Genomic DNA, 25,975 nt, shown 5'->3' with positions numbered 1-25,975 from the left:
TGTCCACACGCTCTAAGCGCCCAGTTCCCAGCTACCTTGGGCCAGCACCTGCGCGCCGCGTTCGCAGCAGAAATCCAGCCGGGTGCCGCTCAGGTGCAGCACGATCTCGAAGCGCTCACCCGGCAGCAGCGGCTGCAGGAATTTCACCGCATGCACTTGCTGCAGGCGCCAATGGGTTCCGCGCCACGCCTGCAGCGCATCCAGCACGCGTCCCAGGAGCAGCACGCCGGGCACCACCGGGCGCCCCGGAAAGTGGCCCGGCAGGCAGGGATGTGTGTGCAGGATCTCTGCCTCCACGCGGTGCTCAGGCACGGCGGCGCTCCAGTTCGGCCAGCAATGCTGCGCGCGGCAACTTGCCCACTGCATTGCGCGGAAGATCGGCAAGACAGATCAGCGGACGCGGCAGGAACACCGGGTCGATCATCGTCTCCAGGGCGCCACGGATCTGCTCGGCACTCAGGTGCGGTGCGACCACCAGTGCTGCCGGCCGTACTTCGCGGCCCGCCACCGGCGCGGGAACGAATACCACCGCGTCCTGCACGCCGGGGATCCGCAGCAGCGCACGCGTCAGTTCGCCCAGTGATGAGCGCTTGCCGCCGACCTTGATCATGTCCGCACTACGACCGCGTAGCAGGAACTTGCCGTCACCCAGATCGTCCAGCACGTCCGGTAGCGTGACCGGCAGGTCCAGGTGCTGACCCTGAACAGCGTCGGCGCCGTCGCGGCGGCTCAGCCGCATGCCGGGGTACAGCTGCCACATGGCGGTTTCAACGGTGCGCCGCGACGCCATGCTGCCGGCCTCGGTGCAGCCATATATTTCATGGACCGGCGCGCCCAGAGCGCTTTCCGCGAGCGCAGCCAGTACGGACTCCAGCGGTGCTGTGGCTGAAATGATCAGATGCAGTGGCACAAACGGCTGTGGCGCGGGAACACAGGCGCGCAGATGGATCGGCGTGGTGATCAGCACCCGCGGCGCCGGCACCTGCGCCAGCGCTTCGCGCAGTTCCGCCGGGAAAAACGTGCGCCCGGCGTAGGCCGCGCAGCCTCCCGCGAGCGCCATCATCACCGTGGTCTCGAGCCCGTACATGTGCTGCGGCGGAACCGTGGCCACGACACTGGCACCGGCTGCATCAGCGCCGATGAAACGCTGCGCGGCCAGCTGCGCGGTGTGTACCAGGGTGCGCCAGGTCTTGGCGTGGGCCTGCGGCACGCCGGTGCTGCCGGAGGTAAAGACCAGCGCAGCGACATGTGCTTCCTGCACAGTTGGAATCGTCTGCACCGGCGGGTGCGGAGGCGCACCAGCGTCGCCCTCCACGACCCGGGGCAGCCCGGCGTAGGCGGTCCTGCCGTCGACCACGGCGTAGCAGCCCGGGTAGGCGTCCGCAATTTCGCCGATGACGCTGGATGCCTGGCTGGGCGGCAGCAGATTGGTCTGGCCACGCAGACAGATGGCCGCAAACGCCGTCATGAAGTGGTAGAGGTCCGCACACAGGTTGAGTGCGTGTGATGCCTGCGGCAGGCGATCAGCCAGGGCGTGGACGTCGCCCAGGAACTGCGCCTGGGTCACGCCCCGCGCGCCGCGCCACGCCAGGATGCGGTGCGGCAGATCCGGCTGGATCAGCGGCAAACGTCTGCAGCCGGCAAGTGCCGTCGCGGCGGCGGGCGCGGTCGACCGTTCCGGCAGCGGGCGTGACACCGCAGCAAGGCGCGCGCAAGCCAGCAGGGGCTCCAACTCAATGGCCGGCGTCCTCATGACTGGGGCTGCGCGGATGGACGCACACCGCTGTATTCGCTGAACAGGCCTAGCACGACATCGCGGCGTATCTGCTCGAAGCCGGCCGTCTGCAGTGCCGCAATAATCGTCGCCGGCGGCACGCAGTGCTCGATGGTGTCCCAGTGATAGCGCATCAGCGTCTGCGCCTCGTGCGAGCCCTGCAGGCGCGTGAGCAAGGGCACCAGCGAACGCAGGTAGAAGCGCAGCGCGTGATATCCGAGGCCGGGCGGTGGACGGGTGATTTCCAGGATCAGCACCTTCGCGCCAGGCCGCAGCACGCGCAGGAATTCGGTGAAGGTCGCATCCAGATCGGTGACGTGGCGCAGCGCATAACCCATCGTCAGCAGATCGAAACCGGCATCCGGGAAAGGCAGCGCTTCGGCACGGCCGGGCACTGGCTGGCGTACACCGGCGACGCGCGCCACTTCGAGCATGCCGGGACTGGGGTCCAGTGCCACGACCTCGCCCGATGGCCCGACGATGTCCTGTCCCAGCAGCGCGATCACGCCGGTGCCGGCACCGACGTCCAGATGGCGTTGTCCGGCAATCAGGCCGGCGCGCAGCAGCGCCTGGCGCCGGTAGCGGCGTCCGGAGCCCAGACTCATCATGCGGTTGATGCCGTCGTACTGTCCGGCGGAAGCGTCGAACAGCGCATTGACCCGCTGCCGGCGTTCCGCCTCATCGCGGTACCAGTGATGCAGAACCGGGTGCGGGGGAACGGCCATTACCCGGCAACCAGACTCTGTACATGCGCACTGAGAGCGCGCAGGGAGCGAAACACCTGGCGATTGGACTCGTCGGCGGCCCGCAACTCCACGCCGTATTCCTGCTGTATGGCGAGCACGATCTCTAGCGCATCGATCGAATCAAGACCCAGACTGCCGGGTTCGCTACCGAACAGGGGCGCTTCCGGATCGATGCCTCCGGCGTCGAGCTCTTCCAGGTTGAGTGCACTGATCAGAAGCTGCGCCAGCGCCCGCTCTGGGGTGATGGATACGGACATGCACGGAGTTCCTCGATAGGCCGCGGCAGCTTCAGCCGGGGGAAGCGTCGTCGTCGGTGTGCGACCGCACAGACATTAGACGCAGACCCCGCGCTGCCCGTATGTACGGCAGCGAACAGACGCCGCCCGTTGCGACGGGTACGGTGCGAGAGCGGCATTACTCATTGCCTTTTTGATTTCTGCACACCTCCGCGGCGGTCCCCGAGCCTCTCATCGCGCCCGATCCCGACACCTATCGCTGCTCCTATCGGCTGGCCTACGAGACCGATTCCGGAGCGGATCTGGACTGTGACGTGCTCGCACGCCTGCGCTTCGGCGTCATCCCGGCGCCACCATCCGACCCGCGCCAGGTGGGCATCGCGCTGGCCCAGGTCGGCGCCACGCCCATGTGCGAGGTCTGGCGCAGCCGTCTGCCGGTGCAACACGGCTGGGCCGATGAAGTCGGTTATGCGCACAACGGCGAGGTGCTGTTCGGCCATCTGTGCATGGCGGCGGCCGACAGCACTGATCTGACTGCCGCCGCGACCCGGGCCTATCTGCGCATCGAACGGCTCCAGCGTTGGCTGGGATATCCCTGCCGTCTGCGCATGTGGAATTTTCTGCCGCATATCCATCGCGGCGAAGGCGACGCCGAACGTTATCGTCAGTTCAATCGCGGCCGTCATGACGCGCTCGCGCGCAAATCCGGCTTTGAAGGCGTACTGCCCGCGGCTACCGCGATCGGCACCCACGATGGCAGCATCGCAGTCTGTTTCCTGGCCGCGCGCACGCCCGGCGAACAGGTCGAGAATCCACGGCAGGTCAGCGCCTTCCACTATCCGGCCAGCTACGGGCCGCGCAGCCCCAGCTTTTCGCGCGCCATGCTCAAGCACTGGCCGGATGGCATGCACCTGTTCGTCTCAGGCACGGCGAGCATCGTCGGCCATCGCTCGCTGCATCCGGGCGATCCGCTGGCCCAGCTTGACGAGACCTTCAGAAATCTGCGGACCTTGCTGCAGCAGGCCGCGGCGCGGCAGCCCGCCGCGGGCGCATTCGGCGCCGCCGCGCTGCGCATCTATGTTCGCCACGCGGTGCTCCAGGAGGTGCTGAAGAAGCGCGTGACCGAACTGTTCGGTGTCGACGTACCGCTGCTGTGGCTGTGCGGGGACATCTGCCGCCGCGATCTGTTGCTGGAGATCGAAGGCCTGTTCACGGCCGCACCGCTGCGCACCTATCGACCGGAGCAGGCGTGACCAGGACCCGCCAACGACTGGATGCGCTGTGGCGCGTGATCGGCAGCGCGGTCTGCTTCACCGCGTTCGGACTGGCCTGCGTGCTCGCGTGTGTGACCGCACTGCCGCTGATCCGTCTGATCTCGCCGGACCGGCCGCTGATGCGTCGACGCGTGCGGCGCCTGCTGCAACTGGGCTGCGGCTTTCTGATCGGCATGGGTCGCAAGCTGGGCGTGATCAGCTACGAACTACACGGCTTCGAGCGGTTGCAGGTGCCCGGCCAGTTGGTGGTGGCCAATCATCCCAGCCTGATCGACATGCTCTTCATCGGCGCGCACACGCCGCAGATGGACTGCATCGTAAAGGACGGACTGATGCGCAAACCCTTTCTACGCACCCTGCTGCGCTGGGCCGACTACATCCCCAACAATGCACCGCAGCATCTGATCAAGCATTGCGTGGCGACGCTGCGCGCCGGCAACTCGATGCTGGTATTTCCCGAAGGCACGCGCAGCGCGCCGGGCCAGGCGCTGAAAATGAAGCGCGGGGCCGCGCACATCGCGCTGGCTTCCGGCTGCGATCTGTTGCCGGTGTCCATCCTGTGCTGCCCGAGTTCGCTGACCAAGGCCGACGTCTGGTACCGCGTGCCGTCTCGGCGCCCACACTGGCGGCTGCGCGTGGGTGAGCCGATCAGCCTGGACTCGCTGATCACCCCGGGCGCAAGCGAATCGCACAACGCGCGCCGCGTGACCGCGCATCTGGTCGCGTACTTCAGCGGGACCACGATGTTGCAGATGCCGACGCCGATGCCGGCCGTGGCACTGGCCACCGCGGCGGCGACGCTCGTCGCGCCGGCCGCGCGATGAGCACGTCTCATGCAGTGTCGCCTGATGCGGACACCTGGGTCCGGCTTGCACCGTACCGGCCGTGCATCGTCATTCCGTTCTACCGGCATGAACAGGCGATCACCGCGGTGATTGATCGCCTCAAACCGTTCGGGCTGGATTGCTGGATCGTCGACGACGGCAGCGGCGAGCAGAGTCGTGGCGCGCTGCACGCCATTGCCGCGCGCGAAGCGTCCTGGGTGCACCTGCATCAGCTCGCGCAGAACTGTGGCAAGGGTGCGGCGGTCATGAGCGGCTGCGCCTGCGCGCTGGCTCGGGGTTATACCCACGCCGTGCAGATCGATGCCGACGGCCAGCACAACGTTGCTGACCTGCCGCGGCTGCTGGAGTGCTCGCGTGCGCAGCCGCACGCACTGGTCACCGGCATTCCGGTGTTCGACGCCTCGGTGCCGCGCGTGCGCTTCTACGGCCGCTACCTGACTTATTTCTGGGTCTGGGTGGAAACTCTTTCGTTCGAGATCCGTGACTCGATGTGCGGGTTTCGCGTGTATCCCCTGGCCACCACGATCTCGGTCTGGAACGAGGGCAATGTCGGCCGGCGCATGGATTTCGACACCGGGATCATGGTGCACATGTTCTGGCGCGGCGTCCGCGTGCTGAGCGTGCCGACCAAGGTCACCTATCCGGCAGACGGCGTCTCGCACTTCCGCATGCTGCGCGACAATCTGCGCCTGACCTGGATGCACCTGCGGCTGCTGCTGGGCATGGGCCTGCGCGCACCGCGGCTGACACTGGGGCGGCGGCGCCAATGAAACCGGTGTGCTGTGGATTGATTGCCCTGCTGCTGGCCACGCCGTTGCTGGCTGGCGAAGTGTTCGAGCACCCGCAGACGCCGCAGCAGGCGCAGGCTTTCCTGCACGCGGCGATGCCGGATCTGGGGCAGGTACAGGTTCTGCGCGGCCGCTATGTCCAGCGCAAATTCCTGCGCGAGATTCCGCGGCCGCTGACCTCCAGCGGCGAGTTCCTGCTGATACGCGACCGCGGAATCTGGTGGCACACCCAGGTGCCGCTGGATGCGGAGCTGATGTGGCGCCGGGACAGCGGCCCGGCGTCCGCCATGGACATCGCAGCGTCCACATTCTTTGCGCTGTTCGCGTTGGAGGTGGACGCGCTCGCGCGTCGTTTCGAGTTGTTCGGGATCGGCCCCGAAGCGCCCGCTTCGCCATGGCAGCTCGGACTGCGTCCGCGCGACGCAGCGCTCGCGGATTGGCTGACGCAGATCACGCTCGCCGGGGCCGGGCAGTTGCAGCAGGTGAACCTGCTGGAGGCGACGGGCGACCGCACCGAGATCGACATCATTGCCGAGGCGCAGCCATTGTCCAGCCTCACGCCGTCGGACCGGCTGCGCTTTGGGCCGTGAACACGACCGCGTCCGCTTGCGCTTCTGGCTGTGGACCGCCGCGATGGCCGCATTGGTCCTGCTGTATGCACTGCGCGTGGCGCCGCAGCTTCAGATCGAAACCGATCTGTTTGCATTACTGCCCGCGCAGGAAGTTGAACCCGTGATCGCCGCCGCACAGCAGCAACAAGCGGCGGCGCTGTCGGGCAGGCTGCTTTTTCTGCTGGGGACCGCCGATGCCGGACAGGCGCGCGTGATCGCCACGCAGTTCGCCGGCAAGCTGCGCGCGAGCCGTCTGTTTGCATCGGTGGCGCTGGAAGCCGAGGTCGCGGCTACCGATTCGAGCCTGTACCGCGAACATCGCCACGGTCTTCTGGCGGAGTCGCAGCGACTGGCGCTGCGCGAGGGCCAGCACGCGCAAGTGCTGGCCCGGGCCTTACGCGATGTCCATGGCCCCGGCTTGCTGCCGCGGGCCTTGCCGGTGGCGCAGGACCCGTTCAACTTTCTCGGCACGTTCATCGCGCAACAGGCGGCGGGCTTCGGAGACCTGCGCCCGGAACAGGGTCTGCTGATGCTGCACAAGAACGGTCTCCATCATGTGCTGATCACTGCGCAGACCGCACAGGAGGCGTTCTCGGTGGAGGTCCAGGACCGCATCGTGCCGGCGATCCGCGCGGCAGAAGCGCAGGCACGCGACGCCGGTGCGCAGGTGCTGTCGTCGGGCGTGGTCCTGCACGCGGCAGCGGCAACCCGGCAGGCGCGTAGCGAGATCGGCCGGGTGGGGTCGTTATCGATAATCGGCGTTGCGCTGATGATCCTGGTGACGTTTCGCTCACTGCGGCCACTGGTGCTCGGCGCACTGGTCCTCGGCTGTGGCGCGCTGGCGGCGCTGAGCCTGTGCCAACTCCTGTTCGGCAAGGTCACCCTGATTGCGCTGGTCTTCGGTAGCGCCCTAATCGGCGTTGCGGTGGATTACTCCATCCATTTTCTCGCTGACCAGTTCCGCAGTCCGGCCGACTGGACGCCGTGGCGGGCGCTACGCCATGTCGGTCCCGGTATCGCCATGGGCATGGGCTGCGCCGTGCTGGGATACCTGAGTCTGGGCCTGACACCCTTGCCCGGTCTGCGCCAGATGGCGGTGTTCTCGGCCACCGGGCTGATGGTGGCCTGCGGCTGCGTGCTGTGCTGGTACCCGCTGCTGGCCGCGCGCAGTGGCCCTGGCCAGCCACTGCCGCTGCGCTGGGCGCTGGCGCTCGATGGCGCGGTGGCCCGGATCGGCGGACCGCGCGCGAAGATTGCCGCTGCGGGCGTTGCGGTCATCGCGCTGCTGGGCCTGGCGCGTGTCGAGTTTGCCGATGACGTCCAACTGCTCAGCAAGTCGGCCCCGTCGCTGCTCGCCGACGATCTGCGCGTGCGCGAACTGCTGGGCACGGTGCCTGACAGCCAGTTCTTCGTCGTCCACGGCGCCACACCCGACGCGGTGCTGCGGACCGAAGAGCAGTTGCGCGAGGCCCTCGATGCCGAAGTTCGCGACGGCGCAATCGACGGCTATCGCGCGCTCAGCCTGGCACTGCCCTCGCAGCAGCGGCAGCAGGACAACCGTGCGCTGCTCGCGGCGCAGGTCTATCGCGAAGGCGGGATTGCTCCCCAACTGATGAACGGCCTCGGATTTCCACCCGAGCTGGTGACACGGCGCCTGGACGAATTTTCCATCGCCACACCACCGCTGCTTGCCGCGGCCTGGCTGGCGAGCGCCGCGTCCCTGCCCTGGCGCGACCTGTGGCTGGGATCGCTCGATCAGGGGTACGGCTCCATCGTGAGCCTCAATGGCATCAAAGACGTTTCGGTGTTGCGCGAACTGGCGGTGGCGATACCCGGCGTGCAGTTCGTCGACCGGGTCGCCACGGTATCTGCACTGCTGGAGCGCTATCGCAAATTCGCGCTGCTGCTCCTGGCTGCCGCCTATGTGCTGATCGGCGTCGCCATGGCCCTGCGTTACGGCGCCCGGAATGCCGCGCGACTGATGGCGGCGCCGCTGTGCGCAGCCCTGCTGACGATTGCGCTGTTGGGAGGACTCGGCGGGGTGCTGAATCTGTTCCATGTACTGGGCCTGTTCGTGGTGCTGGGGCTGGGCGTGGACTACGCGGTATTTCTGCGTGAAGGCCTGGCGTCACGCGCCACCACGGTACTGGCGATCAGCCTGTCGACACTCGGCGCGATGCTCTCCTACGGCCTGCTCTCGTTCAGCGCCACGCCGTTCATCCGTGCCATCGGCCTGACCCTGCTGATCGGCGTCGGCCTCACCTGGCTGCTTGCGCTGCTGCTGCAGCGACCCGCCACCATCCCACAGGAGCACTCGTGAACGTCCTTGCGCGTAAAGCGCGCGCTGCCTTGAGAACCGCGCAGCGCGCCCGAGCACACCTGCCGCTGCTGGCCGTGGCACTGGCCATGTCCGCCTGCAGCCTGCTGCCCGCGCAGACCATGCCCGAGCCGCCGCCGCTGCTGACACCCGCCAGTCTGGAGCGCACGGTCAGTGTGCTGCAGATCGTGCACGGTGCTTTTCATGAACGCGATCTGGTCTTCCAGTGCGTCGTCGATGTCGACCCGCAGCGCCTGAGCATCGTCGGGCTGAGCGCCCAGGGCCAACGCTGGTTCAGCCTGCGCGATGACGGTCGCGGGCTGGAGGCGGAGTCGACCGTACAAGCACCCGGGGTGCTGGACCCGCGGCGCGTCGTGGCCGACCTGCAGCTCGCACTGTGGCCGCTCGCGGCCCTGCAAAACGCTTTTGCCGGCAGCGCCTGGGAAGTCAGCCAACCGGCTCCGGCGACGCGCCGGTTGCGACGGCAGGGTCGCCTGATCAGCGAGGTGCGTTACGCCAGCGCCGATCCCTGGCAGGGCACGCTGTGGCTGAGCAATTTCGAATCGGGCTACGCGCTCACCATTGAATCGCGGCCATTGCAATGAACACCGAGCCTTCATGGGTGCTGGTCACCGGCGCCAGCCGCGGGATCGGCCGCGCCATCGCGCTGCGCCTGGCTGCCGCCGGCTACGGTCTGATACTGCACGGCCGCAGCCTGTCGACGGCGCTGCAGGAAACCGCGCAGATGACCGGCGCGCCCACCCGCATCCTGCATTTCGATCTGGCGGATCGCGCGGCGGCAGCGGCGGCGCTGCAATCGGACATAGCTGCGCACGGCGCGCCCTACGGCGTGGTGTGCAATGCCGGCATGACGCGCGACAGCGTGTTTCCAGCGTTGACCGCGGAGGATTGGGACGGCGTGGTGCACGCCAATCTCGACGGCTTCTACAACGTGCTGCAACCGCTGGTGCTGCCGATGATCCGGCGTCGTCGGCCAGGCCGTATCGTCACCTTGTCGTCGATGGCGGCGCTTGCCGGCAATCGTGGTCAGGTCAATTACAGTGCGGCCAAGGGCGGGATCATCGGCGCGACCAAGGCATTGGCACTGGAACTGGCGAGTCGCGGCATCACCGTCAATTGCGTGGCGCCGGGCCTGATCCGAACCGACATGACCGCCAACGCTGCGGTCAACGCCATGATTCAGCACATTCCCGCGCGCCGCCTCGGAGAGCCGGACGAGGTTGCCGGTCTGGTCGCCTACCTGATGTCGGACAGCGCGGCCTACATCACCCGCCAGGTGATCGCCATCAACGGCGGGATGCTGACGTGACCGGCCACGAAGCGGCGCGCGTTTACCGGCCGATCCTTGGATGCGCGGCGGCCGCGCTCGCTTTCGCGCTGGCGTTCTGGTGGTCGCCACTGGCGGCCGGCATGGCCGCCGCACTGCTGCTGGTGCTGCTGGCCGACGGCATTGCGCGGCCCGGATCGAGCCTGCTGTATCCGACCCGGACGCACGGCTCGCGACAGCTCACTTACGTGGCGCTGACTTTCGACGACGGACCCGATCCTGAAGTCACGCCCGCGGTACTCGATGCGCTGGCGCAGCATGGCGCACGCGCCACGTTCTTCACCATCGGGCGCGCGCTGCGCGCGCACCCCGCGCTCGGACGCCGGATCACCGCGGAGCAGCACGAACTGGGCAATCACGCCTGGAGTCATTCGCGCTGGCAGAACTTCTTTGGCGAGGCGCGCCAGCGGCAGGAGATCGGGCGCGGCGCGCGCGCCATCACCGCCATCACACACAGCGAAGATGCGCCGCTGTACCGCCCGCCGATCGGACTCAAGAGCCCGCCGTTCGCACGCGCGGCGCGGGCACTGCAGCTGACCGTGATCGCGTGGTCGTTGCACAGCCACGACTCCCGCAGCGCGGATCCGCAACGCATCGCGCGGCGCGTGCTGGCACGCATCCGCCCCGGCGACATCGTGCTGATGCACGACGGCCACGACCTGCCCGGCCGGCATCGCCCCGCTTGCGCGCAGGCGCTGCCGCGAATTCTGCAAGGACTGCGCGAAAAGGGATTGCAGTGCGTGACCGTCTCCGAGCTGTTGCGCCTGCGCGGCGCGGAGAAGAAATCGGCCTGGGCGCTCACGCTGTGGGACGGATTCAAAGCCCATTTCGGCCTGAAGATGCTGGCCGGCTGGCTGATCGCCGGTGGATTCTTCGCGGCTTATTTTCTGCTGCTCAAATTTCCTCAGTTTCCGGTCACGCTGATGCCGGTGACCGCACTCGACCACTGGATTGCGTTCTGGCCGGGTGCGCTATGGCTGTACGTGTCCTTGTGGCTCTACGTGGCGCTGCCACCGGGGCTGCTCACCGACCGCCGCGAACTGCTGAACTACTACCTGGCGATGCTGGCATTGAGCGCGGCGGGGATGGCGGTGTTCCTGCTGTGGCCCAGCGCAAGCCCCCGCGCCGACGTCGACTGGCATTTGTATCCACCGTTTGGGCCGGTGATTGCGGCTGATGACGCCGGCAACGCCCTGCCCTCGCTGCACGCCGCGTTTGCCGTGTACACGGCCATATGGCTGGACCGCCTGCTGTGCCGCGCCGACGCGCCGGGCTGGCCGCGCATCGCCAGCGCGGCCTGGGCGCTGGGGATCCTGTATTCGACGCTGGCAACACGCCAGCACGTCGCCGTCGACGTCTACGCCGGCAGCGCACTCGGATGGTTGGCGGCCCTGCTCCACGCGCGCTGGCTGCCTGCGCAGCGCCGGGTCCCCGCCGACATGGATCGAACCGGCATCACCGCGCCAGCCCTGCCGCGCACGGATGCCCAACTGCTGCACGCCAACCGCAGCTTCTACGATCCGCTGTGGCGCGATGCGCAATTGGTCGCTCCGCAAAGTTTCAACACCTGGCCACTGGTGTGCGCGCTGGTCGCCGCCTCGCAGCGACGCCTTGAGGTTGCACCCGGCCTGCGGCCCCGCTTGCCGATCAAGGACACGCATTTCGTCGACATCAGCGCCCCGGCGCTGGCACGGCTGAGCAGGGGTGGCGGACTTGGCGTGATCGGCCAGATCGGCGCGCTGCCGCTGCCCGACGGTGCGTTCGACCTGGTCTGCGCGCTCGACATCATCGAGCATGTGGACGACGACGAAGGCGCTCTGTCGGAACTGGCTCGCGTATCCACGCCGGGCGCAACGCTGCTGCTGTCGGTGCCGCTGCATCCGGCGCAATGGACCGCATTCGACGACTTCGTGGGTCACCGTCGCCGCTACGAACCGCAGGCGCTGCAGCACAAACTGCGTCGGCACAGATTCATGGTGGAACGGAGTGCGATCTACGGCATGCAGCCAAAGTCCTCGCGCCTGCTCGACCTGGGCCTGTGGTTTCTGCTGCATCGCCGCGCACGGGCCATGTGGTGGTACAACCGGGTGCTGATGCCGCTGGGCTTGCACTTTCAAAAGGAACTGGCATGGAAGCCCGGATTTATCGACGAGCTCGAAGTAGCCGAAATCATCCTGATATGTCGCAAGTCATGCGCAGCCTGATCAGCGCGCTGCTGTGCGCGCTGGCGCTGGCGACGGGCGCGGCGGCGGCGCAGGAAACTGCGTCGGATTCGCGGCGACTGGAACTGGGCGCAGGCCTCGGGCTGCTGTCCAACCCCGACTACCGCGGCTCCGCACAGACCCGTACCACGGTGCTGCCGGTGCCTTATGTTTCGTATCGGGGCAAGCGCCTGGAGTTGTCTCGCGATGGTCTGGCCGCACGCTTGTTCAACACCGACAGTGTGCGGCTGGGCCTGAGCGGATCGGGTTCGCTGCCAGGCGACGACAGTCAGGACTCCGTGCGTCAGGGCATGCCGAAGTTGTTGCCGACCTTCGAGATCGGTCCGTCGCTGGACTGGCGGGTGAGCGAGTCGGGCGGCGACTGGGATCTGCGCCTGCCGGTGCGCGCGGTCGCAGCCGCGGACTTCGACGAATTCGAAGGCATCGGCTGGCTCAGTTATCCGCATCTGCGCTACAGCCGCGACGGCCTGCGCCTCGGCGCTTGGGAACTGGAGACCGCGCTGGGTGCCGGGCCGCTGTGGGCTTCGCGCAAATATCACCGCTATTTCTACCGGGTCGATCCACGCTTCGCGACGCCGGAAAGACCGGCTTACGACGTCGGCAGCGGCTACAGCGGTTCGCGCGCCACCGCTTACCTGGGACTGCGTCACGGCGCCTGGCGCGTGGGCCTGGGCGTGACCCACGACGTGCTCAGCGGCGCGGTCATGCGAGACAGCCCCTTGGTCGAAACCGGGCACGGTACGGTCATCGCCCTGGGTGTCTTCTACTCGATGTGGGTCCGCGAATGGACTCAGCCGAAAAAGCGCGCTCCCGCGGCCGCCCTGCAACCGCAGTCATAACGACGACACCACCGGCCATCGCGCGCAGCAATGCGCGCCACCGCACCGACTGCGCGCATGTCGGTCGCTACATTGGCGGTTGCAAATCCATCCCAGAACAGCGTCCGGTTTGCTGGATTCGTAGTGCCCGAAGACGTTCATCGACCGCGCTCCGACTTCGCCGGCGCGTTTGATCGTACCCACGGAGCACCCCCATGAAATCCCCCTCCAAACGCCTGCTCGCGCTGACACTGGCCGCCACTGCGACACTGTGGCTCGGTGTCGCCAGCGGTATCGCCCAGGCCGCTTCCACTGCCGAAGAACTGAACACGGAAGCCGCTCAGGCGCTGCAGACGCTGTATCAGAAAAACGAAGCGGCATTGGCCATTTCCAAGAATGCCAAAGCGGTGCTGGTGTTTCCCAACATCGTCAAGGCCGGCCTAGTATTCGGCGGCTCCTACGGCGAGGGCGTGCTGCAGAAAGGCACTGTGGTCGCCGGCTATTACAACTCCATCTCGGCATCCTGGGGCCTGCAGGCGGGCGCGCAGTCCTACGCCTACGCGGTGTTTCTGATGAGCGACCAGGCGCTGACCTATCTCGACAAGTCCGACGGCTGGGAACTGGGCGTCGGCCCCACCGTGGTGGTGGTCAACGAGGGCGTGGCCCGCAACCTGAGCACCTCCACGCTCAAGGACGATGCCTATGCCTTCACCTTCGATCAGCAAGGCCTGATGGGCAGCTTGAGCATCGAAGGCACCAAGATTTCGCGCATCAAGCGCTAGTGGCGCGACGCCATACCCGAGTCTCACGGTCGTCCACTTTTTCAGCAGGAATATCCAGATGAACCATCCGCTCCCCACCTCTCATTCACCCGGACTCCATCACCACCGCTGGACGGCGGCGCGCGCAGCCGTGCTCGGTCTTGCAGGAGCACTCGTCCTGAGCGCCTGTGCAACTGTGCCGGCGCCACCCACGGCAAAGCTGCAGGCGGCCGAACTGGCCATCGGGAACGCCGACACTGCCCGCATCACCGATCAGTCTTCGCCGGAACTGAGCGACGCCCGCGAAAAGCTCACCGCCGCGCGCCTCGCAGTGGAGCAGGAACAGATGGTCGTGGCGGCCCGCCTGGCCGACGAGTCGCGCGCCAGCGCCGAACTGGCCTCGGCCCGTTCCGAGCTGCTCGCGGCGCGGACCGTCAATGAAGAAATGCAGAAGAACCTCGATACCCTGAAGTTGGAAATGCAGCGCCGCGAAGGAGTCAGCCAGTGAACCGCACTACCCAAGGCCTAACCGTTACCGCCCTGATGCTGTTGGTGGCCTGCTCCGCCAATCCCACCCGGCCTGATGGCGCCGACGCCGTTCGCAGCAAGTTGACCGCACTGCAGTCTGACCCGCGCCTGGTGCGCCTGGCGCCGCTGGACTTCCAGGACGCCGAAAGCGCGGTGAAGGCGGCAGAAGTCGTCCAGAACGACGACGCCCTGGGCCGTCACCTGGTCGGCATGGCCGACCGCAAGGTCGACACCGCCGCGGCGCGGGCACAGAGCCGCCTGCTGGTGGAGCAGCGCGAAGCGCTGGGCGAGGAGCGCGAAAGCGCACGTCTGGCAGCGCGTACGCTGGAAGCTGACGCGGCCAGAGACGACGCCACCGAGGCACGCCAGGACGCCGGTGTGGCCCGTCGCGAGGCGGACGCTGCGCGAACGGATACGGTGCTGGCGCAGCAGCAATCCGATGAGCTGCAACGGCAACTCGACGAGCTCAATGCAAAGGTCACGGATCGCGGTCTGGTCATCACCCTCGGCGACGTGCTGTTCGCCACCGGCAAATCGCAGGTTCGTGCTGGCGCGGCCACGCTCGCCCTGAACAAGCTCGCCGGCTTCCTTCAGAAATATCCGGATCGCACCGCGGTCATCGAGGGGCATACCGACAGCGTCGGCGCCGACGACTACAACTTGACCCTGTCGCAACTGCGCGCCAACGCAGTAAAGGCCTACCTCGTGGGCCAAGGCGTGGTGGCGAATCGCCTCACCGCCTCGGGCATGGGCGAAAGTTCGCCGGTCTCCGGCAACGAGTCGGGCACCGGTCGCCAGCAGAATCGTCGGGTCGAAGTCATCGTCTCCGAGGCGGTGGCCTCGAACAGCTGATCCATCCAGCCGCGCGCGATGTCTGACCGCACCGAAGCTGCCCACCCCACCCGCCCTGCGGCGGGTTGGGTGCCGCGGCGCCTCGGCGGGGCTGCTGCGCGCCTGACAGGAGCGCGGCCATGTCGGACAGTTTCGTCGGTGGCGGTCATCGCCGTTGCGCTGCTGGCGCTGCCCGGATGCAGCGAAAACGTCGGCGCACCGCTTTCGGCAAGCACCGGCGCGGAAACCGAACCGGTGGCATCGCAAGCGCTGCCGGTCCCCGCGGCAGATGGCGTCCCGATCGTGGGCTGGGCGCGCCACGAAAAGCCGACCTCCGCGCCGGGCACGCGCGTCGTCGCATTTGCCAGCGGGCTGCATCACCCGCGCTGGCTGCTCGCGCTACCCAACGGCGACGTGCTGGTGGCCGAAACCAACGCTCTGCCCAAAGTCGCGCCTCGCAGCCGTGAGCGTCGCTGGAGTTCCGCACGGATCACGCTCGATGCCGAGGTCGCGCAAAACGCCAACCGCATCACCCTGCTGCGCGACACCGACGGTGACGGTGTCGCCGATCTCTACTCGACGCTGCTGCACAACCTGAATTCGCCGTTCGGCATGGCTCTGCTGGACAACGAGCTTTACGTTGCCAACTCCGACGCGGTGCTGCGGTTTCCGTACGAACCCGGCGCAATGACCATTCACGCCCCCGGGGTCATGGTGATGCAGTTGCCGGTCGGCGAGCTCGACCATCAATGGTCGCGAAACCTGATCACCGACATCACAGGCAGGCGTCTGTACGTGTCGATGGGCGCCGATGGCACGAGCGCACAGGCGGACCCGGCGGCCGGGAACGGGCACGCCGCAGTCTGGGAGGTGGACACTGCCAGCGGCAAGCAGCGGTTGTTCGCCTCGGGGTTGCATCATCCGAGCGGCATGGCCTGGGAACCGACCGGTGGCGCGCTGTGGGCGGTGATCAATCAGTACGGCGCCAGCGGCAGCGCCTTGGTGCCTGATTACCTCATTTCGGTGCAGGACAGCGGCTTCTACGACTGGCCGTTCAGCTATCTCGGCCAGCGCCTGGATCACCGCGTGCAACCGGCGCACGTGGTCCGGTCGATCATGCCGGACTACGTGTTGGGAGCGCACACCGTCTCGTTGGGCTTGGCATCGTCGGCGGCCAGCCGCCTGCCTGCGCCATTTGTGGGCGGTATGTTCGTCGGCCAGCATGGTTCCGGCGGTTACAAGGTCATCCACATCCCGTTCGCCGGCGGCCGGCCCAGCGGGGTGCCAGTGGACCTGCTGAGCGGCTTCCTCAACGAACACGGACAGGCGCAAGGCCGGCCGGTGGGTTTGACGCTAGACCTGACCGGCGCACTGCTGGTGGCTGATGACGTCGGTGGCGTGGTGTGGCGCGTGCGCGCTGATGAACCGGCTATTGCCTCGGCCGCGAACTAGGAACCGCCGGGCGAAGCCGGCTCGCTGACCCGGTGAGACCGGGCACCTCACCTCACCGCGACGCAAAGAGGCGCTGCCGCTGCGCCCCGAGCTGCGCGGCGATGCCGTCGAAAACCTCGGCCCGCTACGCACCCATCCAAAAAAAGCCCGTCGGTGCGATTACCCGCAGCAACGGGATAAAACTGAATCCGGTTCGACGCCTTATCCCGTTGGGGGGACGGGACTGGGAGGATCGATCGATGGAGAGAGAGCCCGGATTCAGGCCAACAGGATCGAAGGGTCCAGACTAAGCGGAGTTCGCCACCGCGTCTGTCCGTTACCGAACGGAGCCCGGTTCGAATTTCGGTGGCACCATCAGCCTCGCGTAGTCTTTCATGACGGCGTCATAGCACTCGCAGGAAGCACCTTCGAGACCGATGCGATCGAGGATGGAAATCTCCCCGCGGGTGTACTGGATAAGTCGGCGCTGCTGCAGAGCGCCGGCGGCGATGGTGATACCGCTGCGGCGCACGCCCAGCATGTCAGCCAGAAATTTGTGGGTGAGATGAAAGCGATCGGCATGTGCGCGGTCGTGCGTCATCAGCAGCCACCGTGCCAGCCTGGCTTCCACTTCGTGAAAACGGGTGCAGGCCGAGGTCTGCGCCAACTGCGCCATCAGCACGTACAGATAGCGGTTGAGGCCCAGTTGCAGCGCAGGGCTACCGCGCAGCTCACGTCGGAAAGCCGGAGCTGCAACACGCAGGGCGGTGCCGGCACCCTGCACGACGCCGCGCAGCGGCACCTCGTTGACGCCCAGCACAAGAGTGGCGCCAAGCATGCCCTCGTTGCCTATCAGGCCCATCTCCAGCGGCGCATGTTCGCCGACCCTGATCACCAGGGAAATGAAACCGGTGATCGGAAAATACAGGTGACGGAGCGGCTGGTTCGGCTCGCACAGGACGTCGCCGAACACCAGGTCGACGTTCTCGCAACGACCGAGCAGTCGCTTGCGATCCTTGCTTGGCAAGGCCTCGATCAGACGATTGACGACCGGTATCGGAGTTGCCTTGGGCATCATTGGTCCCGCAGCGCAAAAAAGGCAGTGGGACGGCCCCAGGCAGGCGCTGGCACCGACCGGGGGCCTGAGCATGGGACAGGCATGCGCGGCGCGTCCGTTGGATATCCCACACAGCCGGCAACCGCAGGTTGCGGCTTCAGGCTGGGATTGCGCGGCGATTTCAGTCGCGACGGCAGCCGGATTGCCGCCACTGCCGCGGCGAGCAGCCGAAGCGTCGTCGAAACACCCGCCCGAAATATGACGGATCGCCGAAGCCACAGGCCAGGGCGACTTCGGTCACGGCTGCAGACGAATCCCCCAGGGCCTGCGTAGCCAGGGTCAGCCGGTGCTCCAGCACGAACTGGGTGAAGCTGGTGCCGTGCTCGGCGAACACCCCGTGCAGGTAACGCGGCGAGATCCGGAAATGTGCGGCTACACCCTCCACCGCCAGTCCGGGGTCGGTTGCGCGCTCACGCACTTGGCGGACGATCATCTGCCGGAAGGCGCGGCGCAGTTCGTCACGGGATTGTTCCTGCGCGGGGATCGTGCCACTCACCGAGATTGAAATCAGTTCGGCCAGGGTTGATGACAGACGCTGCGCCGCGTCGGCATCGAGCTGCGGTGCACAGCGCATCAGCCCCTGCATCTGCGCCGCCGCAAGACTGCCCAGGCCGGACGCGGCGTCGACACGCACCGCGGTGCATCGGCGAGGCTGACGCAGTCGCGGCAGCAACTGTGCGTGAGGCAACCGAAACGACAGCGCGCAGAAATCCTCGGTGAAGTACAGGCGATAGGGTCGCGTGGTGTCCACCAGATAGAAGCTGCCGGGCGCGACTTCGATGCGACGGCCGTCCTGCTCCACCGTACTGCGGCCGGACAACTGCAGATTGGCGAAGAGGTACTCGTCCGCCCGACGACGGATTTCTGCCGAACCACGCCGGACTTCCTGAGCGAAGGACGACAGCTCTACCGCGTTGACCTCGGCCAGTTCGTGCAGAACCACGGTGCTGCGGTAGTTCCGCGGCGCTTGCGGCACCGAGTCGAGCGCAGTGAAGGCCTCGCACAGCACCTCGCGCCAGTAGCCGAACTGCTGCGTGGGCGCCAACGTGCCGGTGTCCCAGGTTTTCATTGGTGTCTCCGCGAGTCGCGGCGCGGGAAAATTGCCGGATAAGTCGAAATGCCGTGCGCGATTGTCCGCGATCGGCGCGCTGCTGCAAGCTACAGTGCAGGTACCAAGCTACCCCGCCGCGCCGCCGTCTTTCAGACGCTCACCAGGAGATCTCATGGCCATCGACTTCACCCTCAGCCCCGAACAGCAGGCCTTGCAGGCCGGCGCCCGCGGATTCGCCCGCGAAGTCCTCAGCCAGGTGCGCAAGACCATCGAGCCCATCGCGCGGCCGGAAGGACGCTTCTTCGCCACCTTCCCGTTCTACGAAAAGATGGCCGAGGCCGGCTTCGTACACGCCCTGTTCCCACGCGAATTCGGCGGCACCGGCATGCCCACCCTGGACTTTGCACTCGCAGCCGAAGAACTAACCGCAGTGGATATCAACGTGCCCACCACCCTGCTCGGTACCGGCCTGGGCATGGAGCCCATCCTCGGCTTCGGCACCGACGAGCAGAAGCGCAAGTGGATCGGCGAGATTCTGGAACGCCCGGGTGAGCGCCTCGCCGCATTTGCCTTCACCGAAGTCACCGGGGGCGCCAACTTCGACTGCCCCGACCCGGATGCTGGCGTGCAGACCGTGGCGCGGCGCGATGGCAACGAATGGGTCATCACTGGCAAGAAGCACTACACCACCAACGGCAGCGGCTGGGACGGCAAGGGCTCGCAGCTGCTCACGGTGGTCTGCCGCACCGATCTGAAGAAGCCACCAAGCGAATCACTGGCGGTCATCGTGGTGCCTGGCGCTACCAAGGGGGTGGAAGTAGTGGACTACCTGGACACCTCGGGCCATCGCGCGGTGGTATCGCCGCGTATCCATTTCAACGAAGTCCGCGTACCGGCCGGCAATATCCTCGGCAAGCCGGGCGACGGCGGCGCCATTTGCAGGCACGCCTTTTCGTGGACCGCCGCTCTGATTGGCGCGGCGTGTACCGGCGTGATGCGTGCAGCCTTTGACGTCGCCTTCGAATTCGCCAAGACCGACAAACGCTCCGGCAGCGTGCCGGTGATCGAACATCAGAACGTCGGCTACATGCTCGCGGACCTGAAGATGCGCATCGAAGCGGCGCGGTATCTCACCTGGAAAGCCTGCCACCAGCTCGACGTCACCGATCGCAGGAGCGACGAGCTCGCCATCATGACCAAGATCTACGCCTCCGAACTGTGCGTGCAGGTGGTCTACGACGCCATGCGCCTGGTCGGCGTCGACAGCTACACCGAACTGACCCCGCTGGCCGGACTGATGCAGGACGCGCTGTGCTTCCCGCTCTATGACGGCGGCAACATGGGCGTGCGCCGCCGTCAGCTCCATCGCAAGTTCCGCGAACCCGGCTACGAGCCGATGGCCTCGGCCGAAGGGCGTTAACTCATCGCTGAAGGGGTGTAGGGCGGCCCGCGGCTGCAGCTAGACTCATCCCGCATGACACGGCCGCCTTCCACCGGCTCGCGATGGGCAGCCGGTGATCCTTGCGTGAGCGCAGCCCGCAGGGCAGGTACGGAGGACGGCTCGTCGCCCAGGAACGCCGCGGCGGTGCTCTTGCCCGAACCCTGCTCGCCGTTGATCCGGGTGCGGCTCGAAACTGGCGGCGTCATCGGCGCGCTCACGCCGTCGGGTTCGCGGCGCGCTTCTTCAGGCGATACTCGAGCTGACCACGATGCATCTGCAGCCTGCGTGCCGCCGCGGAGACATTGCCCGCGTTGTGCTCCATCGCAATATCCACCAGCAGGGCTTCGATCTGCTTGAACGAGGGCACCAGTTCCAGCAGGTCCTGGGCCAGCCGACGCTTGGTGTCGGGGCCTTCGCCGGCGCCGGGATCGCTGGGGATCAGCGCGCCATGCGGGCCCAGGTTGAATGACGCAGCGCGCAGCTTCTCGCCACCGGCAAACAGGTGCTGCACGTCGATGCCGCCACCGGCTTCGGCAAGGATCACGGCACGCTGAACCATGTTCTCCAACTCGCGCACATTGCCTGGCCAGTGATAGTCCCACAGTGCGTCATGCGCGCGTGGCGTCAGGCCCCCAACCGCCTTGCCGAATCGCTTCGAGTAGCGCTCGACGAACAGCGACACCAGCAAGGGAATGTCTTCGCGCCGCTCGCGCAGTGGCGGAATCTCGATTGGAAAAACGTTGAGGCGGTAGAACAGGTCGGGCCGGAAGCGCCCGGCCTCCATTTCGGCACGCAGGTCGCAGTTGGCCGCCGCCACGATGCGCACGTCGACCTTGCGCACCTGCGATCCGCCGACTCTTTCGATCTCGCGTTCCTGGATTGCGCGCAGCACCTTGCCTTGCGCCGGCAGCGACAGGCTGGAGATCTCGTCGAGGAACAGTGTGCCGCCATCGGCGCGCTCGAAGCGGCCCGCGCGTGTCTGATCCGCGCCGGTAAACGCGCCTTTGTCGACGCCAAACAGCTCGGCCTCGACCAGCTCGGGTGGGATCGCTGCGCAGTTGATGGAGATCATCGGCTTGCTCGAGCGCGGGCTGATCGAGTGCAAGGCACGGGCGAAGCGTTCCTTGCCGACACCGCTCTCGCCACGAAACAGCACGGTGGAGTCGGTGGGCGCCACGCGTCTGACCAGGTGCGCCACCGCATTGAAGCCGGGCGAGACGCCGACGAAATCGCCAAAGGCCGGATCGAGCGCGGTGGCCACGGGCGTCGATGGGGGTGCATCCACGAAGCTGTCGATCTTGAGGAAGCCGGTCTCGGCCTCGCCCAGGTCTTCCCACTGCGATAGCGGCCTTCCGATGACGCGGCACTGCGCGTGACCCATCGCAACGCATTCGACCTCGCGCCAGTGCACGGGCATGCCGATGATCGCGGTCGTGCAGCCGCTGGCGTAGCCGGACATGATCCAGCAGGCCGGCTCGCCGCCGATGCCGATCTGCTGCACGTGCGCCTCGGCCTCCCACGACGCCGCCCAGATGAAGTCGCCCCAGAACTCGCCGCGGTCGATGTCGAAGCGCATCTCGTCCTGCGGACGCATGCCGACGAAGCCTTCGGTCTCGCGCAGCCGCGGTCCGAGTGCCAGGGCTCGCGCCGGATCGTCCGGATAGAGCGCCCGCAGGCGCCGGCCATCCTCGAAACCCTGCTGGTAGCCCAGGCGCATCAGCAGCTCGCGCGCCTTGCCCATGCCCACGCGCTCGACCAGTTCGCGCCGCAGTTCGGCGAAGGCGTTGGCGTGCATCAGCAGCATCCGTTGCCCGAACAGCTGGATATGGCCGGCGTCAGGCGAGAAGCGCAGGTGCTCGGCGATGGTCCGCGCCTGCCGGGCGGATTCGTCATTAGCGGTTTTGCCCGCCCGGGCTGGGCGACGCCTGGGGGTTTGATCGCTCATGCGCGCGCGCCCTTGAGGGAAAAGAGAGGAATTCGATTCCAGAATATTAGTAAATCAGATCGTGTGACGTTTCCGTTTTTTCTGCAATTCAGTCAAAGAAAACTGATATGTTCGATCTGATATCTCCAATATATATATCGCTATCAATAGTTTGAATAACTATCTTGGTGATGGCCCGGGCCTTGCAATAACGGCTACAAGAGCGCTTGCCGCAGCAGAATTCTGAGCGACGCTCCCACTAAGGACCCCGCTACACGCGGGACCGGACCCCGTGCCTCGACGCACGATCTCAGGAGGAGAAACATGAATAGCCCAGTCCAGCAGGCGATGCCCGCGCCCAACGACGCGACCGAGCAGACCTACGACGCGGTGATCGTCGGCGCCGGTTTCGCCGGCCTCTACATGCTGCACCGCCTGCGTGGCATGGGATTGCGCGCACGCGTCTACGAAGCCGGCGACGGCGTCGGTGGCACGTGGTTCTGGAACCGCTATCCCGGTGCGGCCTGCGATATCGAGAGCCTGGAGTACTCCTACTCGTTCTCGGAAGCGCTGCAGCAGGAGTGGACCTGGTCCACGCGCTTCGCGCGGCAGCCGGAGATCCTGGCCTACATCAACCATGTCGCCGATCGCTTCGAGCTGCGTCGCGACATCCAGCTGTCGACGCGGGTGACGCAGGCGCTGTTCGACGAATCCCGTTCGCGCTGGCAGATCGCGACCGACCGCGGCGATCGCATCAGTGCCCGCTTCTGCGTGATGGCCACCGGCTGCCTGTCCGCGCCCAAGCCGATCGAATATCCGGGCGCGTCCGCGTTTCAGGGTCGCATCCTGCACACCGCGTACTGGCCCAAGGAGCCGGTGGACTTTTCGGGCCAGCGCGTCGGCATTGTCGGCACCGGCTCCTCAGGCATTCAGTGCATCCCCATCATCGCCGAGCAGGCCCGGCATCTGACCGTGTTCCAGCGCACCCCCAACTTCAGCGTGCCGGCCGGCAACCGGCCGATGGATCCGGACTACCAGCGCAAGGTGAAGGCCAACTACGCCGCGCTGCGCGCCAAGGAGCACGACTCTGACGTCGGCATCTGCGCGCTGCTCGATCCCGAATCCCGCAAGGCGATGGACATGACGCCGGAGGAGCGCGAGCAGGAGTACGAGCGTCGCTGGGAAGCCGGCGGCCTGTATTTCTACTGCAGCTATGTGGATCTGATGCGTGACCCCGTGGCCAACGAGACGGTGGCGGAATTCGCACGCCGGAAGATCCGGCAGAAGATCAACGACCCCGCCGTGGCCGAACTGCTGGTGCCCAGCGGCTATCCCTTCGGCGCCAAGCGGCTGTGCGCAGATACCGGCTATTACGAGACCTACAACCGCGATAACGTGAAGCTGGTGGACCTGCGGACCACGCCCATCCGCGGCATCACCCCCAAGGGCCTCCAGGTGGGCGAGACCGAGCACGAACTCGATGTGATCATCTTCGCCACCGGCTTCGACGCCATGACCGGCGCGCTGCTCAACATCGACATCCGCGGGCGCGGGAACCGCAAGCTCAGCGAGCATTGGAGTACCGGGCCGCGCAGCTACCTCGGCCTGATGACGGCAGGCTTCCCCAACCTGTTCATCACCACCGGCCCAGGGAGTCCGTCCGTGCTCTACAACATGGTGCTGGGCAACGAGTACCACGTGGACTGGATCGCGCGCGCCATCGTCGATCTGGAACGTAGCGGGTGCGCAAGCATCGAGACGACCGTGGAGGCCGAATCGGACTGGAGCACCCTGGTGAACGACATCGGCCATCAGACCCTGTTTACGCAGGCGAACTCCTGGTACCTCGGCTGCAACGTCCCCGGCAAGCCCCGCGCGGTGCTGCCCTACCTGGGCGGCTTCCGCTCGTACCGGGACCGCTGCGAGGAGGTGGTCGCGCGCGGCTACGAGGGTTTCGCGCTGAGCTGATCACGCTCGCGGCGAGGTTCGGTCCAACTGGATGGCGTGTCCGCCGCCGACGGTCACGATGGCGCCGTTCGTGTGAAGGGCGGCCACCGGCCGAGCTAGCCCGCATTTCTCACAGGTCGCCGGAGAATCCCATGCCATTCCCATTCTCACGACGCTCCTCGTGTTTGCTTCGGAAACAGACCGTCGGAAGATTCTCCGGCTGGATCGGCGCTGGCCTGTCTGCGGCGCGCAGGGCTTGGGGTTCACTCAACCGATGGAGCTACCATCGGTTTCGCTCCACCCCGGCGCCCTGCACGTCCTCGACGTACGACCATCGCTCGATCCCCCTGTGAGAAATGCGGGCTAGGCTTTCGCGGCGCCGCGCAACCCTTTCGCGATCTTCTGTCCGAGCATCACCGCCGCCACGCACAGCGCGCCGACGACGATGCCGGCGAGCGCGCCGAGCAGGGTCGGAACCAGCGCCCCTACGATGCCGCCGGCGGCGGCAGCGGCGGCGTCGACGCCCCCTTGCAGTGGCGCGATGCCGTGCACCACGATGCCGCCACCGACCATGAACATGGCAGCGGTGCCGACCACCGATAGGGTCTTCATCAGCCACGGCGCGAACACCAGGATGGCGCGTCCGAGCTGGCGTCGGAACGCGTCGCGCGCACGGCTCAGGGACAGGCCGGCGTCATCGAGCTTGACGATGCCGGCGACCAGTCCGTAGACGCCCACGGTCATCACCAATGAGATTGCGGTGAGCACGCCGAGCTGGCGCGCAAAGCCGGCTGCGGCCACCGTGCCGAGCGAGATCACGATGATCTCGGCGGAAAGAATGAAATCGGTGCGGATGGCGCCGCGGATCTTGTCGCGCTCGAACGCCACCATGTCCACCGCCGGATTGGCCACCGCCTCGATCAGCTCGGCGTGGTGCGCCTCCGGTTCGCCGGGCGGATGCAGAAAGCGGTGCGCGATCTTGTGAAACCCCTCGTAGCACAGGAACGCGCCACCCAGCATCAGCAGCGGCGTGATCGCCCAGGGCAACACTGCGCTGATGGCCAGCGCCGCCGGCACCAGGATCAGCTTGTTGAGCGCCGAACCTTTCGCCACCGCCCACACCACCGGCAGTTCTCGATCGGCGTTGACGCCGCTCACCTGCTGCGCGTTGAGCGCCAGATCGTCGCCGAGTACGCCGGCGGTCTTGCGCGCCGCGACCTTGGTCATCGCGGCGACGTCGTCGAGGATCGAGGCGATGTCGTCGATCAGGGTCAACAGGCTGCTGGCGGCCATGGCATCGGGCGAAAGTGAGAAGAGCCGCAGTGTAATCCGCGCCGCGGCCAGGCAGATGGTTGCCCGCAGGCGGTGCAAGACGACAGACTGCAGGCCGGTTCGAACCTCCCTACCCTCATGCAGTGGCGAAACAACGAGCAAGCCTACGGCGCCCTGTCGGTCGCATTGCACTGGCTGATGCTGGTGCTGCTGGTGGCGGTTTACGCCTGTATCGAATTGCGCGAGTTCTTTCCCAAGGACAGCGCGCCGCGCGACGCGCTCAAGGGCTGGCATTTCACCCTGGGCATCACGGTGCTGGCGCTGGTGACGGTACGCGTGTTGGCACGCCTGGGGGCGCCCACCCCGGCGATACGGCCGCCGCCGCGGCCATGGCAGCGACGTGCGGCGCAGCTCATGCATCTGGCGCTGTACGGCCTGATGATCGGCATGCCGCTGGCCGGTTGGGCCATGTTCGGCGCCATGGACGCCGAGTTGTCGTGGTTCGGCATCCCCCTGCCGGCGCTGCTGGAACCGAACGAGGCACTGGGCGACCGGATCAAGTACTGGCACGGCACCGTCGGAGAGTTCGGCTACTACCTGATCGGCGCACACGCGCTGGTGTCATTGGCGCATCACTACGTGTTGCGCGACAACACGCTGCGACGCATGTGGTTTGCGCGCACCCCATGAGGA

At 66.7% G+C, this 25,975-nt stretch carries 24 protein-coding genes and 1 pseudogene; 17 read left to right on the top strand and 8 right to left on the bottom strand.

Annotated features, from left to right (window positions below):
* Positions 1-12: 12 nt before the first annotated feature.
* Genes ACOOHP_RS08230 through ACOOHP_RS08215 form a run of 4 tightly spaced genes read right to left on the bottom strand, consistent with a single transcriptional unit; the run spans position 13 to position 2,777 of the window.
* A complete protein-coding gene (locus ACOOHP_RS08230; RefSeq protein WP_420465966.1) occupies positions 13-312 on the bottom strand; it encodes a hypothetical protein in 300 nt (99 codons plus the stop codon).
* Positions 305-1,753, bottom strand: coding sequence for an AMP-binding protein (locus tag ACOOHP_RS08225; protein ID WP_420465965.1), 1,449 nt, complete (start codon positions 1,751-1,753; stop codon positions 305-307). The genes ACOOHP_RS08230 and ACOOHP_RS08225 overlap by 8 nt, the downstream gene beginning before the upstream one ends.
* Complete coding sequence (locus ACOOHP_RS08220) at positions 1,750-2,499, bottom strand: class I SAM-dependent methyltransferase (protein ID WP_420465964.1); 750 nt, start codon at positions 2,497-2,499, stop codon at positions 1,750-1,752. The genes ACOOHP_RS08225 and ACOOHP_RS08220 overlap by 4 nt, the downstream gene beginning before the upstream one ends.
* Entirely contained in the window at positions 2,499-2,777 is a 279-nt protein-coding gene (locus tag ACOOHP_RS08215) for a phosphopantetheine-binding protein (protein ID WP_420465963.1), read from the bottom strand. The genes ACOOHP_RS08220 and ACOOHP_RS08215 overlap by 1 nt, the downstream gene beginning before the upstream one ends.
* Positions 2,778-3,070: 293 nt before the next feature.
* Here ACOOHP_RS08215 and ACOOHP_RS08210 point away from each other — a divergent pair, with 293 nt between their 5' ends.
* From ACOOHP_RS08210 to ACOOHP_RS08145, 14 genes and pseudogenes are all read left to right on the top strand, one after another.
* Entirely contained in the window at positions 3,071-4,009 is a 939-nt protein-coding gene (locus ACOOHP_RS08210; RefSeq protein ID WP_420465962.1) for a hypothetical protein, read from the top strand.
* Positions 4,006-4,854: a lysophospholipid acyltransferase family protein gene (locus tag ACOOHP_RS08205; RefSeq protein ID WP_420465961.1), complete on the top strand. Its 849-nt coding sequence runs from the start codon at positions 4,006-4,008 to the stop codon at positions 4,852-4,854. The genes ACOOHP_RS08210 and ACOOHP_RS08205 overlap by 4 nt, the downstream gene beginning before the upstream one ends.
* Entirely contained in the window at positions 4,851-5,645 is a 795-nt protein-coding gene (locus ACOOHP_RS08200; protein ID WP_420465960.1) for a glycosyltransferase family 2 protein, read from the top strand. The genes ACOOHP_RS08205 and ACOOHP_RS08200 overlap by 4 nt, the downstream gene beginning before the upstream one ends.
* Positions 5,642-6,253: an outer membrane lipoprotein carrier protein LolA gene (locus ACOOHP_RS08195; protein ID WP_420465959.1), complete on the top strand. Its 612-nt coding sequence runs from the start codon at positions 5,642-5,644 to the stop codon at positions 6,251-6,253. The genes ACOOHP_RS08200 and ACOOHP_RS08195 overlap by 4 nt, the downstream gene beginning before the upstream one ends.
* A gap of 43 nt (positions 6,254-6,296) precedes the next feature.
* A complete protein-coding gene (locus ACOOHP_RS08190; RefSeq protein WP_420465958.1) occupies positions 6,297-8,594 on the top strand; it encodes an MMPL family transporter in 2,298 nt (765 codons plus the stop codon).
* Entirely contained in the window at positions 8,591-9,196 is a 606-nt protein-coding gene (locus tag ACOOHP_RS08185) for a DUF3261 domain-containing protein (protein WP_420465957.1), read from the top strand. The genes ACOOHP_RS08190 and ACOOHP_RS08185 overlap by 4 nt, the downstream gene beginning before the upstream one ends.
* The gene (gene fabG, locus ACOOHP_RS08180) at positions 9,193-9,921 is read left to right on the top strand and encodes a 3-oxoacyl-ACP reductase FabG (RefSeq protein ID WP_420465956.1); all 729 of its coding nucleotides are present in this window, start codon (positions 9,193-9,195) and stop codon (positions 9,919-9,921) included. Before ACOOHP_RS08185 ends, fabG begins: the two co-directional genes overlap by 4 nt.
* 101 nt (positions 9,922-10,022) lie before the next feature.
* A pseudogene (locus ACOOHP_RS08175) lies at positions 10,023-11,321 on the top strand (polysaccharide deacetylase family protein); the annotation flags it as partial.
* Positions 11,322-11,393: 72 nt separating this feature from the next.
* Entirely contained in the window at positions 11,394-12,143 is a 750-nt protein-coding gene (locus ACOOHP_RS08170; protein ID WP_420466960.1) for a class I SAM-dependent methyltransferase, read from the top strand.
* Entirely contained in the window at positions 12,131-13,000 is an 870-nt protein-coding gene (locus ACOOHP_RS08165) for a MipA/OmpV family protein (RefSeq protein WP_420465955.1), read from the top strand. Before ACOOHP_RS08170 ends, ACOOHP_RS08165 begins: the two co-directional genes overlap by 13 nt.
* Before the next feature lie 194 nt (positions 13,001-13,194).
* On the top strand, positions 13,195-13,761 hold the full coding sequence (locus tag ACOOHP_RS08160; protein ID WP_420465954.1) for a YSC84-related protein: 567 nt from the start codon (positions 13,195-13,197) through the stop codon (positions 13,759-13,761).
* A gap of 58 nt (positions 13,762-13,819) precedes the next feature.
* Entirely contained in the window at positions 13,820-14,248 is a 429-nt protein-coding gene (locus tag ACOOHP_RS08155) for a DUF4398 domain-containing protein (protein WP_420465953.1), read from the top strand.
* Positions 14,245-15,120 (top strand): OmpA family protein, encoded by an 876-nt coding sequence (locus ACOOHP_RS08150; RefSeq protein WP_420465952.1) that lies wholly within the window; start codon positions 14,245-14,247, stop codon positions 15,118-15,120. The genes ACOOHP_RS08155 and ACOOHP_RS08150 overlap by 4 nt, the downstream gene beginning before the upstream one ends.
* Positions 15,121-15,258: 138 nt before the next feature.
* Positions 15,259-16,551 carry a PQQ-dependent sugar dehydrogenase gene (locus ACOOHP_RS08145; protein WP_420465951.1) on the top strand — a complete coding sequence of 431 codons (1,293 nt, stop codon included), beginning with the start codon at positions 15,259-15,261 and terminating at the stop codon, positions 16,549-16,551.
* 316 nt (positions 16,552-16,867) lie between these two features.
* Here ACOOHP_RS08145 and ACOOHP_RS08140 read toward each other — a convergent pair whose 3' ends face one another.
* A complete protein-coding gene (locus ACOOHP_RS08140; RefSeq protein WP_420465950.1) occupies positions 16,868-17,605 on the bottom strand; it encodes a Crp/Fnr family transcriptional regulator in 738 nt (245 codons plus the stop codon).
* A 163-nt stretch (positions 17,606-17,768) separates the two neighbouring features.
* Positions 17,769-18,716, bottom strand: a complete 948-nt coding sequence (locus ACOOHP_RS08135) for a helix-turn-helix domain-containing protein (protein WP_420465949.1) — start codon at positions 18,714-18,716, stop codon at positions 17,769-17,771.
* Positions 18,717-18,870: 154 nt separating this feature from the next.
* Here ACOOHP_RS08135 and ACOOHP_RS08130 point away from each other — a divergent pair, with 154 nt between their 5' ends.
* Positions 18,871-20,118, top strand: coding sequence for an acyl-CoA dehydrogenase family protein (locus tag ACOOHP_RS08130; protein WP_420465948.1), 1,248 nt, complete (start codon positions 18,871-18,873; stop codon positions 20,116-20,118).
* 235 nt (positions 20,119-20,353) lie between these two features.
* Here the strand turns inward: ACOOHP_RS08130 and ACOOHP_RS08125 are convergent, their stop codons facing one another.
* Complete coding sequence (locus tag ACOOHP_RS08125) at positions 20,354-22,084, bottom strand: sigma 54-interacting transcriptional regulator (RefSeq protein WP_420465947.1); 1,731 nt, start codon at positions 22,082-22,084, stop codon at positions 20,354-20,356.
* A gap of 303 nt (positions 22,085-22,387) precedes the next feature.
* On the opposite strand from ACOOHP_RS08125, the gene ACOOHP_RS08120 reads away from it, so the two are divergent.
* Entirely contained in the window at positions 22,388-24,031 is a 1,644-nt protein-coding gene (locus ACOOHP_RS08120) for a flavin-containing monooxygenase (protein ID WP_420465946.1), read from the top strand.
* Between the two features lie 342 nt (positions 24,032-24,373).
* On the opposite strand, the gene ACOOHP_RS08115 is transcribed toward ACOOHP_RS08120, so the two are convergent.
* On the bottom strand, positions 24,374-25,303 hold the full coding sequence (locus ACOOHP_RS08115) for a DUF808 domain-containing protein (RefSeq protein WP_420465945.1): 930 nt from the start codon (positions 25,301-25,303) through the stop codon (positions 24,374-24,376).
* 117 nt (positions 25,304-25,420) lie between these two features.
* Between ACOOHP_RS08115 and ACOOHP_RS08110 the strand changes: the two genes are divergently transcribed.
* Positions 25,421-25,972, top strand: coding sequence for a cytochrome b (locus ACOOHP_RS08110; protein ID WP_420465944.1), 552 nt, complete (start codon positions 25,421-25,423; stop codon positions 25,970-25,972).
* Positions 25,973-25,975: the final 3 nt, after the last annotated feature.

This window comes from Panacagrimonas sp., from assembly GCF_965216805.1.
Lineage (GTDB): Bacteria > Pseudomonadota > Gammaproteobacteria > Nevskiales > Nevskiaceae > Panacagrimonas.
The sequence above is the reverse complement of the archived record's forward strand: the minus strand, read 5'-3'. Positions and strand labels throughout refer to the sequence as shown.

Bases quoted from the DNA above. Each gene is read 5' to 3' on its own strand.
- ACOOHP_RS08200 (WP_420465960.1), top strand. From the start codon at position 4,851: ATGAGCACGTCTCATGCAGTGTCGCCTGATGCGGACACCTGGGTCCGG.
- ACOOHP_RS08120 (WP_420465946.1), top strand. From the start codon at position 22,388: ATGAATAGCCCAGTCCAGCAGGCGATGCCCGCGCCCAACGACGCGACC.
- ACOOHP_RS08225 (WP_420465965.1), bottom strand. From the start codon at position 1,753: ATGAGGACGCCGGCCATTGAGTTGGAGCCCCTGCTGGCTTGCGCGCGC.
- ACOOHP_RS08110 (WP_420465944.1), top strand. From the start codon at position 25,421: ATGCAGTGGCGAAACAACGAGCAAGCCTACGGCGCCCTGTCGGTCGCA.
- ACOOHP_RS08215 (WP_420465963.1), bottom strand. From the start codon at position 2,777: ATGTCCGTATCCATCACCCCAGAGCGGGCGCTGGCGCAGCTTCTGATC.
- ACOOHP_RS08165 (WP_420465955.1), top strand. From the start codon at position 12,131: ATGCGCAGCCTGATCAGCGCGCTGCTGTGCGCGCTGGCGCTGGCGACG.
- ACOOHP_RS08195 (WP_420465959.1), top strand. From the start codon at position 5,642: ATGAAACCGGTGTGCTGTGGATTGATTGCCCTGCTGCTGGCCACGCCG.
- ACOOHP_RS08155 (WP_420465953.1), top strand. From the start codon at position 13,820: ATGAACCATCCGCTCCCCACCTCTCATTCACCCGGACTCCATCACCAC.
- ACOOHP_RS08160 (WP_420465954.1), top strand. From the start codon at position 13,195: ATGAAATCCCCCTCCAAACGCCTGCTCGCGCTGACACTGGCCGCCACT.
- ACOOHP_RS08135 (WP_420465949.1), bottom strand. From the start codon at position 18,716: ATGAAAACCTGGGACACCGGCACGTTGGCGCCCACGCAGCAGTTCGGC.
- ACOOHP_RS08130 (WP_420465948.1), top strand. From the start codon at position 18,871: ATGGCCATCGACTTCACCCTCAGCCCCGAACAGCAGGCCTTGCAGGCC.
- fabG (WP_420465956.1), top strand. From the start codon at position 9,193: ATGAACACCGAGCCTTCATGGGTGCTGGTCACCGGCGCCAGCCGCGGG.
- ACOOHP_RS08115 (WP_420465945.1), bottom strand. From the start codon at position 25,303: ATGGCCGCCAGCAGCCTGTTGACCCTGATCGACGACATCGCCTCGATC.
- ACOOHP_RS08140 (WP_420465950.1), bottom strand. From the start codon at position 17,605: ATGCCCAAGGCAACTCCGATACCGGTCGTCAATCGTCTGATCGAGGCC.
- ACOOHP_RS08220 (WP_420465964.1), bottom strand. From the start codon at position 2,499: ATGGCCGTTCCCCCGCACCCGGTTCTGCATCACTGGTACCGCGATGAG.
- ACOOHP_RS08190 (WP_420465958.1), top strand. From the start codon at position 6,297: ATGGCCGCATTGGTCCTGCTGTATGCACTGCGCGTGGCGCCGCAGCTT.
- ACOOHP_RS08125 (WP_420465947.1), bottom strand. From the start codon at position 22,084: ATGAGCGATCAAACCCCCAGGCGTCGCCCAGCCCGGGCGGGCAAAACC.